Source organism: Paenibacillus sp. lzh-N1 (assembly GCF_002872435.1).
In the GTDB taxonomy this organism is placed as follows: Bacteria; Bacillota; Bacilli; order Paenibacillales; family Paenibacillaceae; genus Paenibacillus; species Paenibacillus polymyxa_C.
The window spans coordinates 209373-222972 of the sequence record NZ_CP025696.1; the positions used below are offsets into that span (position 1 = coordinate 209373).

The window sequence follows — 13600 nt, forward strand, 5'->3', positions numbered from 1 at the left end:
AATTCATTTCAAATTGGGTCACAACCCGTACAAAATGACAATAAACAGCAACAAAACCGTCTCCAGCAATTCGTTCAAAGCTCCGTATATATCCCCCGTAAGTCCCCCAAGGCGGCGGTTAATACGGTTTGCAACAAAGGTTCCAGCTCCGTAGGCCAAAAGCGGAAGCAATGCAAATCCTAGCCAGATTGGAAAAGACCCAGAATTCGAAAGATGCATCTGTAAGTATGCCCCTGCTAACGATAGGCCCCCTGCTTCCTCTGTTACTGTAGCTAAACCTGCAAAGATATATTGCCCTACAGCAGCGCATAGCGTCACTAATATTGCCCAGAATACGGCCAGTCCGACACGTTTACCGTTCATATCAGCAAAACGCGCCGCCAGCCCATCATCGTTACGGGCTTTAGGCCAGCGCCTCATCGCATGTACCATAAACCAACGGCTCCAAACCATCGGAAGTATCAGCAAGCCGGACGCATTTCGCTCAACCAGCACGGTATACAACAAAGAAGCCTTGAGCATGAGTAGCAGTACACAAGCAATAACACCCATCGCTCCTACACGGCTATCCTTCATAATTTCCAGCATCCGTTCACGGGACCTGTAGCTAAACAAGGCATCAGCCGCATCCATCCACCCGTCCAGATGCAGTCCGCCCGTCAACCACACCCAGACAGCAAGGGTAAGAATCGCACATGGCACTGGTGGCAGCACCATAGCCGTAAGCGCCGCAAAGCTCCAAACGATAATGGCAATAACCAATCCAACCAGCGGATAATAGCTTGTACTGCGTTTCAGCAACTCCGGGGAAAAATCGAGCTCCGCCTTGACCGGTAGACGGGATAAAAATTGAAAAGCCGCAGCAACAGCCTGACGTTCACTACTCATAGCTTATATTCCAACTGTTTAAGTTCTACGGGGATACCCGCCGTTACTAAAAAAACTTCATCACAAAGACGGGCAATCCGCTGATTCATAACTCCGCTCAAATCCCGATACAGCCTTCCAAGCGGATATTCTGGTACAATACCGTCACCGACCTCATTGGTTACGATGACGAGCGATCCCGGATACTGCTCCACAGCTGCCGCCAGTTCATCCATGGCGGCTCTGGCGGCAGTTTCACCGTCCTCGCCTGCGGCCAGCAGTACGTTCGACAGCCACAGGGTCAGGCAGTCGACCAGCACCATAGGCGCAGGCTGCGACGCTTGAGCACCGCCAAGCTTTCGCAGCAGCTCCGGCAGCGCCTGCGCTTCCTCCAGCGTCTGCCAGTCATACCCGGCAGAATCGCGCTGGAGCCGATGAAGGGCGATGCGCTCCTTCATCTCCACATCATAGGCTTGCGCCGTTGCAATGTAGCAGGCGCGCGGCGCGCGCGCCATGCATAATCGCTCGGCAAAGCCGCTTTTTCCGCTGCGTGCCCCGCCGGTCACGAGCGCCTTCATCGCTGCGCGGCTCCCTGACCGTCCGATACGCCTGCATCGGCAAAGGTCGCCATTTCGCGCATAATGCGGCACGCCGCATCAATCAGGTGCAAGCTCAGCGCACCGCCCGTGCCCTCTCCGAGCCGCATGTCCAGATGGAGCATGGGCTCCAGCTTGAGCTGGCGAAGCACCGCCGCGTGTCCGCGCTCGTCCGAGGCGTGCGAAGCAAGCATGTACGCCGCGCTTGCAGGCGCAATTGCGCGTGCAGCGAGAGCAGCCGCGCCGGAAATAAAGCCGTCCAGCACCACTGGACAGCGATGTGCGGCTGCGCCGAGGATGACGCCTGCCAGGGCGGCAATCTCCAGACCGCCGACCTTGGTCAGCACGTCAAGCGCGTCATTGGCATCCGGCTGATTCACCTCCAATGCGCGGCAGACAACGGCTATTTTACGGGTAAGTCCCGCCGAATCTACACCTGTCCCCCGGCCTACGATAACTTCCGGCTCAAGCCCGGTGAGCGCACACACGACCGCAGCGCTGGCTGTCGTATTCCCGATGCCCAGCTCTCCGGTAACGAATAGCCGTGTGCCACCTTTAACCGCTTCTGCTACAGCTTCAGCTCCGGCCAAAACTGCTTGTTCCGCTTCCGTACGCAGCATGGCTGGCCCTTTAGCCATATTCGAAGTGCCCATGCGCACCTTACGATTCACCAAACTCGGGTGAGAGACATCCGCATTCACGCCAACATCTACTACCTGGACATCAGCGCCCGCATGACGTGCCAGCACATTAATTGCTGCGCCGCCTGACAGCATGTTATACAGCATTTGCTGCGTAACCTCAGCTGGAAAGGCGCTAACTCCCTCTTCACACACACCATGATCCGCAGCCATGACCATCACCGTTTTACGATCAAATTCAGGCTTATCCACGCCAGTAATTCCTGCTAACTGGATGGCCAAACTCTCCAGCTTTCCAAGACTTCCAGGTGGCTTCGTTAATTGGTCCAAATGTGCTGAAGCTGCCGAAGCCGCCACTCCATCCGGCTGGGCAATGCTATCGATCAGCTGACGCAGCTTGTCGTTCATATCTTCCACTCCCTGCTCTTTTTTTAGTATGTTCCCAATCTCCTATTGGTCTGCTGTAGACGCAGCGCTTCTGCGCAGCAAGAGCTGCGGCACACCGCTATCGGGATGCGGAAGCATCACAGGCTCAACACCATATACACGACGAATCCGGTCCTCTGTTAGCAAATCCGATGAAGTACCCAATCCTTCAACCATTCCATCCTTAAGTACAAGCAAATTATCGCAAAACTGTGCCGCCAAATTAAGATCATGCAGGACAGCAATGATTGTCACGCCCGTTTCTTGGCGCCATTCTGCCAGCAACTCCATAAATTCAAGCTGATAGCGCAAATCCAGATAAGTCGTAGGTTCGTCCAGCAGCAATACCTGTGGCTCCTGTACCATCACCTTTGCTAATGCTACACGCTGTCGCTGTCCCCCACTCAAGCGGTCCAATGTTCTGTCGGCCAGTGAAGTTAGACTCAATCGCGCTAGGACCCGATCCGTAATCGCCTCCACATCAACTCCCTTTTCCCTGCCTAGCCAGTCCTGATGAGGAAACCGTCCCATTTCTATAACTTCCCTGACGGTGTATCCCACTGGAGGAATTCCCTCCTGCTGGAGTACGGCTACAAGTTGGGAAAGCTCTTTTCTGCTGTAGCTACCGACCTTTTTACCATAGATATGAACACTTCCAGAAGTCGGCTGATCTACGCCAGAAAGGAGATGCAGCAACGTCGATTTTCCACTCCCATTCGGACCAATGATCCCCCACCAAGCTCCTTCGTCTACGTTCCAGCTAATATTCTTCAACACATGGAACTTTCCATAAGCACGGGTCAGGCCTGCTACCTCTAGCGCCCGATCATACACCTTCTGTAATTCACTTTGTTTGGTCACAACAGATCCCCCCTGCGTAGCTTCTTGTTCCGGTACAGGAGATACGCGAAGAACGGTGCCCCAACAAAGGCCGTCATAACGCCCAGAGGAATTTCCATTGGGGCCAACAACGTGCGAGCCGCCGTATCTGCCCAAGCCATAAAAATAGCTCCACCCAGGGCAGATAACGGAACAATCATCCGGTAATCGGGACCTGCCATCAGACGAATGATATGAGGCACAACAAGTCCAACAAAGCCAATGACTCCACATACCGAGACAGCGGCAGCTGTCAGCAAGGTAGATATGATCAGGACAGATAGCTTCGTCGCATCTACATGAACCCCCATATGAGCCGCTTGACGTTCTCCCAAAGCCAGAATATTTAGCACCCGTGCCCGGTTCCATAGAAACACCAGCCCAACGATCACGTAAGGTAAAAGAATTCCCGTATATGACCAACCGCGCAGACTGAGACTTCCCATCGTCCAGTACAATATTTCATTGACTGTTTCCTTCGACATGGCTGCCAGAAAAGAAACAATGGCTCCCCCAAAAAATTGCATCACCACACCTGATAAAATGAGGCTTTGGGTCGGAATTTTCCCACCTTCACGCGCCAACGTCAACACCATCCACAGCGTCAGCATGCCGGTTATAAATGCAACTAGCGGAAGCGTCCATATACCCACAAATGAAAATTGAAGCCCCCAATAAATCAGTACTGCTGCTCCGACCGAAGCTCCCGAGGATACCCCAAGGGTATACGGATCAGCCAAGGGATTACGCAACACACCCTGAAATCCGGCTCCCGCCAGCGCCAGCGCTGCTCCAACCAACATTCCCAGTAACACCCGTGGCAATCTGACCTTCAAAATGATCTGCTCTGAGGATGTATTCCAATCCGGTGTAAACGTATCACCTAACCACGGTAGGTGGTTGATCAAAATACCTGTGATCTGGCTGACCGGAAGACTGACCGAGCCGATGCCAAGACAGAGTAGCAGCGTCAGCAGCAGCAAGACAAGACCTGTCCCCCCAAAACCGATCAGTCTACGGTTCATTTGAAAATTTCAGGGTACACGCCCTTAGCCACTTCCTTGAGCCCTTCCGTTACGCGTGGCCCCGGACGACTGATCAAATTATCATCCACGGCAAATACACGATGGTTACGAACAGCCGATATTTGATCCCATCCACTGCGAGCTTTAATGATATCTCCGAGGGTCTGGCCTGTTTTGTCGTCCTTCACACTTTTACTGTACAAAATCACGTCAGGGTTTGCAGCTATAATATTTTCCTCACTGATTTGGTACCACCCCTTCTGCGTAGCACCTACATTTTCACCACCTGCTAATGTAATCAGCTCGTCCATAAACTCGCCTTTACCCACTGTCCAGCCTGGTGAAAACTCGACGTATACCCGCAGCTTCTGCCCTTTGCCGATATTTTTAACTCCTTCTTTCACTTCTGCTACATCTGCTCTCATCTTGTCAGTCACCGCTCTCGCTTCTTTCTGATGATCGGTGATTTTCCCATACAATTCGATGTTAGCTATGACATCTTCAACTGTTTTCGGTTCTGTTTTAAAAATCATAATTCCCATGTCACGCAGCTTAGTCGTAGCCTGTTCACTAAGTGAAATCCCTGCAAAAACAACTTCCGGGTTCGCAGCAATGATCGCCTCTTCGTTCGGTTTCATAATACCGCCCATTTTAGGCTTTTTCGTAGCTGCCTCCGGGTAATCAGAGTAGTCGGATACACCAACAACTTCCTTATCCAGTCCGATAGCGAACAGCGCCTCGGTTTCTGCCGGGGAGACGGAAACGATCTTATCCGGTGCTTTTTTAAATGTAAATTCCTGTCCTGTTGCATCCTTAAGCGTTAGCGGGTAAACCGTTTTGCCCGGAGGCACTTGTGCGGTTACGGTCTGTCCCGGCTGCTGTGAAGAAGCTTGGCCCTCTTTATTTTCTGCATTTTTTCCATTCGCGCCACATGCACTCAGCCCAACTGCCAATATCAGCGCCAATAGACCTGTAGTCCATACCTTTATTTTTTTTCCCGCCATGATTTGCACCCCTTCATACATAAATCGTTAAGAGCGTTACTTGAACTTCATCCGATATTTTCTCGTTCCAGCCTTCTTTTCCTATCAAAAACCCCCGCATCCTCATATCAGGACACAGGGGTCACGTTAGCACAGATCGTGCGCAGGCGGGCAGCTTCTTTCCGCATGGACAGTCACTGCGAACACGTCATCCTTTCCTCGAAGGATTATGGTGACAGGCGGACGGGCAGGTATCCTGACTTATGGAAAATGCATGTCCTGATATTCTTTCATATGCTTGGCGGCACATAAAACAGGGCTAATGAGCATGTTTCCATTTACAGTGGCGGGACCGCGTCGGACTCACACCGACTTCCCTTTTAACAACGCAATAAAGGAAAGCAAGTTCCTCACATGGCGCCGACCTCGTCTGCTGGATATTTGATGTAGTGATAGTCAAGCCGTTCTTTTACTTGATGATTATAGGTTAAAAAGAGTTAGCTTACAACCCAAACAGTCGCTTTATTCGCCTTGTTTAACCTAATGAGAAAGCAATCTTGCTATACAATTGTGCGGTCCTATCAACCTTAACTGAATCCTAAATGCTTCTCCCGGCTTCGGATTCAGACTCCAAAAATCATGGCCAGGCATAAGCATACAAGCCAACTGACGAATTACACCACCATGCGTGACAATCAAAACAGAGGGCGGCGTAGCATTCGACTTCATTGGCTGAACCTCCAAAGCAATGCGCCACGCAAACAAAGAGTCGAGGAATTCACGCAGACGATTCACAAAATGAATCCAAGGCTCTCCTCCAGGTGGGGTGAATTGTTGCGGCTCATCAATCCAAGCGCGATACAACGCCACATCCTTAAGCATGTCATACGTTTTTCCATCCCACTCACCAAAGTGAAGTTCTCGCAGACGTGGTTCCATGATAGGAGGCTTAGCAGAGAGGGAACATTGAGACGTCAATGCTGACTCCGGCAAAATGATCTGCAAGGTCTGGCGACATCGCATCAAGTCGCTGCAATAGATTCGAGCAAAGGAATGTCCCTGCAATTTTTTCTGTAAAGTCTTTAACTCCTGCTCTGCTCCCGACAGCAAACCCAAGTCGGCATGTCCCAGATATCGACGTTCCTTATTCCATAAGGTCGTGCCATGACGAACTAGCACGAGCTCCATGTCCCACTGCAGATCTTCTTTAGCATCATTCGGCTTACTAACCTGTTGTGAGTTCGGACTTGGTGCACTTTCTCGCACTCTTTTTCCTTCTGTATCTTGTTTCAAAATCGTGTCACTCCTCACTGCATCCATCCCAAGGCAAAACACCCTGCAGCTCCCATCAAACACAATCCTACAAACATAGTGGATACGGCGAACATCAGCCGGATCGTATGCCGGATATCCTTCGACTCCAACGGTCGTATCCCTTCGCCCATATATGCCCGAAAGGAGCGTATGCCGTGATACACATTATAGCCACCGAGACGAATCCCTAGGGCACCTGCCACCGCTGATTCGGGAAATCCGCTATTTGGGCTTGGATGCAGACGGGCATCCCGCTTGATTGTCCGCCAGCTTCTTGCAGCATCCAGCCGATACAACCACGACGCTATCACTAGCATAACTGCTGTCATGCGAGCCGGAATGTAGTTAGCTACATCATCCAGCCGTGCCGAGGCCCAGCCTAAATGCAGGTACTTTTCATTTTTGTAGCCAACCATTGAATCGAGCGTGTTTACGGCTCGATATGCCAGTGCCAAGGGTGCTCCCCCGATCAGGGCATAAAAAAGCGGGGAAATAATGGCGTCCACGATATTTTCAGCGACCGTTTCGACGGTACCGCGCACAATTTCGGGCTCGTCAAGCTGCTGCGTATCCCTTCCGACAATCATGCCTAGCTCCCGACGTGCCGCAGTCAGGTCATTCGCCTGCAACGCTCGGTATACTGCCATCCCTGCGTCCTTTAGACCTTTGGAAGCAATCGTAGTTGCAATCAGAACAATTTCTACGACGACAGACAACCACGGGTGAATCCAGGCAAGCACACGCAACAGCCCCCAGGCAAGCACAAAGGAACCCCCAGCCACAATAAATGGAAGCAGTGTGCCCGCACGTTTCAGTCCTCGGTCACTGCGGACCTTACGGCGAATCGCTTTTTCCAATGCTGAAATGGCATGTCCCATCCCGATGACTGGATGCGGCAACCACCTCGGATCACCGATTAGCCTGTCCAGCAGATAGGCTGCCATGATAACCAAGCTAACGATCACGCCGCTCCTCCTCCAGCACTTCACTCAGTGCAGACAGCAGCATATTGTTGGCTTCGGCGTCCTTAACCGCAATTCGAAAATGGCTCGCTGACAGTCCAGGATACATGGCACAGCTACGTATAAGAATCCCGCGTTGTCCAAGCGCCTGCTGAATAGCCGATGCACTCCACGTTCCCGGCGCCCTTGCTAGCACGTAATTGGCTTCGCCGGGAACGACACCACAGCCCCATTCCGCCAAGGCAGCCAGTAAGCGACTGCGCTCCGTAGCAATCAGTTCCTGTGTGCGGCGCTCATAAGCTTGCCCACTTCTCAGACACGCCTCTCCAGCCAGCAACGCCAGTCCATTAACGCTCCAGGTCACCTGTTTGGCCGTCATTTGCCGGATATAGTCCGGATGAGCAATCGCATAGCCCAATCGTAAGCCAGGAATGGCATAAAATTTGGTCATCGATCGGATCAAAATCACATGAGGATAGCGTTCCAGCACAGGCAATAATGAGATTTGCCGTTCCAGTGGGATAAAATCAATAAAGGCTTCATCCACCACCAACACGGTACCCGTTCTGCCAGCCGCCTCTGCCAGTTCATATAGCTCCTGCTCACCATATTGCACACCGTTTGGATTATTCGGCTGCCCAAGGAACAATACATCTACCTGCTCCATGAGCTGAAGGATGTCCTCCACGTCTGCCTTCCATTGAAGCGAAGCCTTCCCGTATACCCGATGGATCTCGGCTCCGAATTTGCCAGCCAGCTCGGCATATTCCGAAAAACACGGCTCCACTGTACCCACACGCTTGGGTGCCAGCCCTAATAGCAAGAGCGCCATGCTTTCAGCCGCGCCGTTACCGATGCTCAAAGCCTCCGGTGGAACCTGCAGCCGCCGTGCCAGCATATTTTTAAAATGGCGGTGTCCAGGGTCTGGATAGCGAATCACCGTGTCCAATGAGCTTTGCAGCGCCTCAAGCACCTCCGGTGGCGGACCGAGCGGATTAATATTCGCACTAAAATCCACAAAATCCGCAGCAGCTCCACCAAATGTCGCGGCAGCCGTCTCCCTGTCCCCGCCATGACCGTAAACCTCTATCATTGCCTCTCATCCTTTCCGGCCGTTTCCAATCATTTAGATCCATTATGAGGCTGCTTTTTGCGTCCCGTCAATGCAAATGAGCTTTTGTACATGGCTCACTTGGGTTACAATAGAGGGAGGCACACATAAATTACACAGTTATATACGGAGGAATGGACATGCTGTTCATCGACAACCAGGGCATACACGATCCAGCTATTAATCTTGCTATTGAGGAATACGCGCTCAAGCATCTACCGCTGGACGACAGCTATCTGCTGTTTTACATTAATCAGCCTTCTATTATTATAGGCAAGCATCAAAACACCGTTGAAGAAATCAACGCTGAGTTTGTGAGAGACAACAATATTCAAGTCGTTCGTCGCCTGTCCGGCGGCGGGGCTGTATATCATGATCTCGGTAATTTAAATTTCAGTTTCATTACCAAGGATAACGGGGAGTCCTTTCATAATTTCCTCAAATTTACGCAACCTGTGATTGACGCCCTCCGCCAAATGGGAGTAGAAGCCGAAATGACTGGACGCAACGATCTGCAAGTCGGAGAACGTAAAATTTCAGGAAACGCTCAATTTGCCACACGTGGACGTATGTTCAGCCATGGTACATTGATGTTCAATTTGAATCTAGACAATGTGGCTGCATCGCTGCACGCCAATCCCGAGAAATTCAAATCCAAAAGCACAAAATCCGTCCGTAGTCGCGTGGCTAACATCAGCGAACTGATGGACCGTGAAATGACCATAGAACAATTTCGCGAGGAACTGCTGCGGTCCATCTTTGGCTCAGAATTGGATCAGGTGCCTCAATATAAGCTCACCGATGAGGATTGGGCTAAAATCCATGAAATTTCCAAAGAACGCTATCAGTCGTGGGATTGGAACTACGGTCTATCCCCTGAGAGCAATATCAAGCACACACGTAAATTCCCGGTCGGTATTATAGATATCCGCATGGATCTGAAGGAAGGCTACATCCGTGATATTAAAATCTACGGGGATTTCTTCGGTGTAGGTGATGTCGCTGATATTGAAAATATCCTGCGCGGCAAGCGTTATGATGAAGGTGAGGTCCGTCAAGCCTTATCATCTCTCGATTTGAAGCATTACTTTGGTAATATTGAGCTGGACGACTTTGTTGGACTTGTATTTTTGGAAGACTAAGCGTTACTTTTTTCCATGGTTTCAAGCCAATACTTCAGTGGTTATAAGGGGACAGGCTCTTATGGGCGTCGTCCCTTTTTCAATGCAATATTGTCATTTTGAATATTATAAGATACAATTTTAATATTGCCCCATGATAGAGATAAAGGAGAGATACCGATATGTATAAATTAATTGCCATTGATATTGATGATACTCTCATTAATGACCAGAAAGAAGTTACTCCAGCGACACAACAGGCATTGGAAGCTGCTGTAGCTAAAGGTGTGGTGGTTACTCTCGCTACTGGACGAGCTTATGCCTCCGCGCACAAAATTGCACGCCAGACGGGGTTGAATGTACCGATTATTACGTACCAAGGAGCTTTGGTTAAAAACCTGCTCGACGAAAACGTGCTGTATGAGCGTTATGTTCCACTCGTGGCTGCACGTCGTCTGTACGAATTTTGCGTGGAACGCAATCTGCATCTGCAAACATATATAGATGACAAATTGTACACACGTGAAGATAATCAGAAAATTAAAGATTACACCGAGCTGAACAACACGGAATATTTTGTAGAGCCTGTGTTCAGTAAAGTTATAGAGCAACCGGCTCCTAAATTGCTAATTATCGACGAGCCAGAAGTGTTGGATGAATTAATTCCCGAACTGCGCGAACTGCTTGGCAACGAGGTGCATATTACAAAATCCAAACCTCATTTCCTGGAAATTATGCATCATGAAGGCACTAAAGGCCACGCCCTTGCCTTCCTTGCAAACCATTTTGGCTGTGATCTGTCGGAGACCATTGCGATCGGCGACTCGTGGAATGACCATGAAATGCTGGAATGTGCTGGTCTCGGCATAGCGATGGAGAATGCGATTCCTGATTTGAAAAAGCTGGCTGATTACATTACTCGCAGCAATAATGAAGACGGTGTTAAGCACGCCATCGACAAATTCGTACTCAATGTTGAATAAGCAAAAAGTGACTATTTCCGTAATACTTATATAAAGTATTTCAACAACAAAGCCTCCAAACGTCGCATGTTCATTAACATACGGCAGTTTGGAGGCTCTTTTTGTCAGATCATATCATAACTGACCGCTTCAAAGTATCAGGCAGCAGAGCGAAATTTACGTCTGTTCACCAGACGGATAATTCCGTTATTCATGCACATCAACCCGGTCACAATGAGCAGCACTCCTGCCAGCGTCCACCAGCTTACATGTTCTCCATACAAAAAAGCACCCAGGCCTACAGCAATCGGTGGTGAAATGTAGAGCCATGTGGTCGGAAACAATGGATTCGTACGCGCCATAAGCCAGTAAAATAGTGTCTGCGCAATCATGGAACCAAACACGATCAAATAAAATAGAGAGCCTATGGCAGGCAGCAGATTCCATCCCCCAGAATTCCAAGACTCTGTAAAAGCCGACAGTACTAGCAGCATCCAACCACCATGAAACATTTGTGCTGCATTCAAGGCAATCGGGTTCGTATCACGAAACGCGTCCATGACTCGCTTGGAATACAAAGCTCCTCCCGAATAGCACAGCTCACCCAGCAAAATGGCCATACAACCAGCCAGCCACAGACCGCTGATTTGAACCGCCAAGCCGGGCAATACCACCAGCACGACCCCGAGAAAGCTGATCATGCAACCCATGAGCGTAATTCTCGTCGTTTTTTGCCGCAGTATTGCAGACTGCATCAGCACAATCATCATCGGTCCGGTGGCCGACAAAATAGCACCGATTCCCGAACTGACATATTGCTCCGCCCAATACAGTGTTGAGAATGTACCGAAGGTCGTTCCCGTCCCAATTAGCAGCATTTCCTTTCGCCATAATAACGACCATCGAACCTTTCCTGACAGCCTCATCGCAATAAACAAGATTGCCCCTGCTGCCATAAAACGTGCGCCTGCCGATAAGAACGGCGGAAGTCCGGCCTCCACTCCCACTTTGATAGCCAAAAATGTAGTACCAAAAATAAGACACATAACTGTAAAGGCGATACCAACCATGACACTTCCCTCTCCTTTCTATTACTCACAAGCATACAAGGAGACAGACAGAACAGATGGGCAACCACAGAACAGTTGTATACGTTTTGGAAGTGCTGTATAGTACAATACACACAAAGGAGCGTGGACCGCATGGGCAAGGATAACAGCGAATTATTGTTTTCAACAGAACATATCTCGACAGATCCGAGCTTAAAGCTGTATGAGCAGGTCGTCCATTACATAAATGTGCGGATGGAGCGCGGGGACTGGCCAGCAGACGCTAAATTGCCGTCTGTGCGAAGTCTGGCTCAGGAATTGGGTGTGCACCGGTTAACCGTATTCCGGGCGTATCAGGAGTTAAAGCAACAAGGGCGTATCTATGTAAAGGATAAATCGGGATATTACGCCCATGCTTCCCATGCAGCAGGATTGACAACATATACTGCCTATTCGGAACGTTCATCCACAAAGCGGCTTTTCCAGTCGGAATCCACTTACGCGGCAGACGATCCGTCTGTTTCTGTCTGGAGGGGGATGGATGGACTCACCCAGGTTCATGCCATGAACGCGGACTTCCAATTTTCCAAGGCTCTGATTGATCCCTCTCTTCTACCCAACCGATATTGGAGAGAATTAATGATGCAGGTGTTTGAAAAACATCCGAAAATCGCGGCTACCTATTCTGCTGTACAAGGAGATGCTGAGCTTCGTGATGCCATGGCACAGCATTTTAGCACAGATAAGCATTTCGCAGTATCAACGGACGAAGTACTGATTACCTCCGGCGCACAGCAAGCCATTGACTTGGTTTCCCGTTCTCTGATTCGTACAGGAGATCGTGTATTAATCGAACGTCCAGCCTATGGCCCAGCCATGGAAATATTCCGCAGACAAGGCGCCCGTCTGACTGTAACGGATATACAGCCGGAAGGTTATGATATGGATCAGATTGAATGGTGCCTGAAAACGGAAAAACCACGTCTCTTCTATATAAATCCGACATTTCACAATCCGACCGGCTTTACCATCCCCGATGAGCAGCGCAAACGTCTGCCCGAACTGGCCGAGCGCTACGGCTGTCTTATTGTCGAGGATGACAGCACCTATGATATTAGCTTTGGGCAAAAACCGCCTTCTCCGATTTTCTCCTATGATATCTCGGGAAGTGTCGTCTATATTCGCAGCTACAGCAAATATGTCGCACCCGGTCTGCGAATCGCAGCTGTGACTTGTCGGCCTCAGCTCATGGACAGTCTGCTGAGCGTCAAAGCGCTGGTGGACAATGGATCGCCGCTGCTGAATCAAAAGCTGTTTTTACAATATTTTCAATCCCCACGTATGCAGCAGCATATTAAAAAGCTATGTATCGCACTCCAGATTCGTAAGGAAACGATGGAAGCCAGTCTCCGCGATTCCGGCTGGACATGGACCAGCCCGGCGGGAGGACTCAACCTGTGGCTCCAGCTACCTTCTACGATAAAACCTAATGAGCTACTTGCCAAAAGTATACAAGAGTCCGTTTCCTTTGTCCCAGGCAATGTATTTGATCCCATCGGTGCAGAGGGTAAAACGCATATACGGCTGTCCTATTCATACGCCAATGAGCTGCAAATCAAAGAAGGGCTCTCCACACTTCTACGCATTAGTCGAACGATGTAAAT

The 13600-nt window shown here is 50.0% G+C and carries 13 protein-coding genes and 1 riboswitch; of the genes, 3 read left to right on the top strand and 10 right to left on the bottom strand.

The window, feature by feature from the left end; genetic code table 11:
* Window positions 1–18: 18 nt before the first annotated feature.
* The 9 genes from cobS to cobD all read right to left on the bottom strand — a co-directional run bounded on the left by cobS (window position 19) and on the right by cobD (window position 8786).
* Entirely contained in the window at window positions 19–888 is an 870-nt protein-coding gene (cobS, locus tag C0638_RS01010; protein WP_058711826.1) for an adenosylcobinamide-GDP ribazoletransferase, read from the bottom strand.
* Entirely contained in the window at window positions 885–1445 is a 561-nt protein-coding gene (gene cobU / locus C0638_RS01015) for a bifunctional adenosylcobinamide kinase/adenosylcobinamide-phosphate guanylyltransferase (RefSeq protein WP_013369993.1), read from the bottom strand. Before cobU ends, cobS begins: the two co-directional genes overlap by 4 nt.
* Window positions 1442–2512: a nicotinate-nucleotide--dimethylbenzimidazole phosphoribosyltransferase gene (gene cobT, locus C0638_RS01020; RefSeq protein ID WP_013369992.1), complete on the bottom strand. Its 1071-nt coding sequence runs from the start codon at window positions 2510–2512 to the stop codon at window positions 1442–1444. Before cobT ends, cobU begins: the two co-directional genes overlap by 4 nt.
* A 42-nt stretch (window positions 2513–2554) precedes the next feature.
* Window positions 2555–3391 carry an ABC transporter ATP-binding protein gene (locus C0638_RS01025; protein ID WP_013369991.1) on the bottom strand — a complete coding sequence of 279 codons (837 nt, stop codon included), beginning with the start codon at window positions 3389–3391 and terminating at the stop codon, window positions 2555–2557.
* Window positions 3388–4434 carry a FecCD family ABC transporter permease gene (locus C0638_RS01030; protein WP_013369990.1) on the bottom strand — a complete coding sequence of 349 codons (1047 nt, stop codon included), beginning with the start codon at window positions 4432–4434 and terminating at the stop codon, window positions 3388–3390. The genes C0638_RS01025 and C0638_RS01030 overlap by 4 nt, the downstream gene beginning before the upstream one ends.
* The gene (locus tag C0638_RS01035) at window positions 4431–5438 is read right to left on the bottom strand and encodes an ABC transporter substrate-binding protein (protein WP_058711827.1); all 1008 of its coding nucleotides are present in this window, start codon (window positions 5436–5438) and stop codon (window positions 4431–4433) included. The genes C0638_RS01030 and C0638_RS01035 overlap by 4 nt, the downstream gene beginning before the upstream one ends.
* A 208-nt stretch (window positions 5439–5646) precedes the next feature.
* A riboswitch (cobalamin riboswitch) is annotated at window positions 5647–5861 on the bottom strand.
* A 96-nt stretch (window positions 5862–5957) separates the two neighbouring features.
* The gene (locus tag C0638_RS01040; protein WP_058711828.1) at window positions 5958–6710 is read right to left on the bottom strand and encodes a histidine phosphatase family protein; all 753 of its coding nucleotides are present in this window, start codon (window positions 6708–6710) and stop codon (window positions 5958–5960) included.
* A gap of 14 nt (window positions 6711–6724) precedes the next feature.
* On the bottom strand, window positions 6725–7696 hold the full coding sequence (gene cbiB, locus C0638_RS01045; RefSeq protein ID WP_058711829.1) for an adenosylcobinamide-phosphate synthase CbiB: 972 nt from the start codon (window positions 7694–7696) through the stop codon (window positions 6725–6727).
* Complete coding sequence (cobD, locus tag C0638_RS01050; RefSeq protein WP_013369986.1) at window positions 7686–8786, bottom strand: threonine-phosphate decarboxylase CobD; 1101 nt, start codon at window positions 8784–8786, stop codon at window positions 7686–7688. The genes cbiB and cobD overlap by 11 nt, the downstream gene beginning before the upstream one ends.
* 158 nt (window positions 8787–8944) lie before the next feature.
* On the opposite strand from cobD, the gene C0638_RS01055 reads away from it, so the two are divergent.
* Together C0638_RS01055 and C0638_RS01060 are read left to right on the top strand one after the other, a co-directional pair.
* The gene (locus C0638_RS01055; protein WP_025677798.1) at window positions 8945–9946 is read left to right on the top strand and encodes a lipoate--protein ligase; all 1002 of its coding nucleotides are present in this window, start codon (window positions 8945–8947) and stop codon (window positions 9944–9946) included.
* Window positions 9947–10107: 161 nt separating this feature from the next.
* Window positions 10108–10908, top strand: coding sequence for a Cof-type HAD-IIB family hydrolase (locus tag C0638_RS01060; RefSeq protein WP_013369983.1), 801 nt, complete (start codon window positions 10108–10110; stop codon window positions 10906–10908).
* A gap of 137 nt (window positions 10909–11045) precedes the next feature.
* On the opposite strand, the gene C0638_RS01065 is transcribed toward C0638_RS01060, so the two are convergent.
* Window positions 11046–11957 carry a DMT family transporter gene (locus C0638_RS01065; protein ID WP_058711830.1) on the bottom strand — a complete coding sequence of 304 codons (912 nt, stop codon included), beginning with the start codon at window positions 11955–11957 and terminating at the stop codon, window positions 11046–11048.
* Window positions 11958–12089: 132 nt separating this feature from the next.
* Between C0638_RS01065 and C0638_RS01070 the strand changes: the two genes are divergently transcribed.
* Entirely contained in the window at window positions 12090–13598 is a 1509-nt protein-coding gene (locus C0638_RS01070; RefSeq protein ID WP_058711831.1) for an aminotransferase-like domain-containing protein, read from the top strand.
* The last annotated feature ends 2 nt before the right edge of the window (window positions 13599–13600 follow it).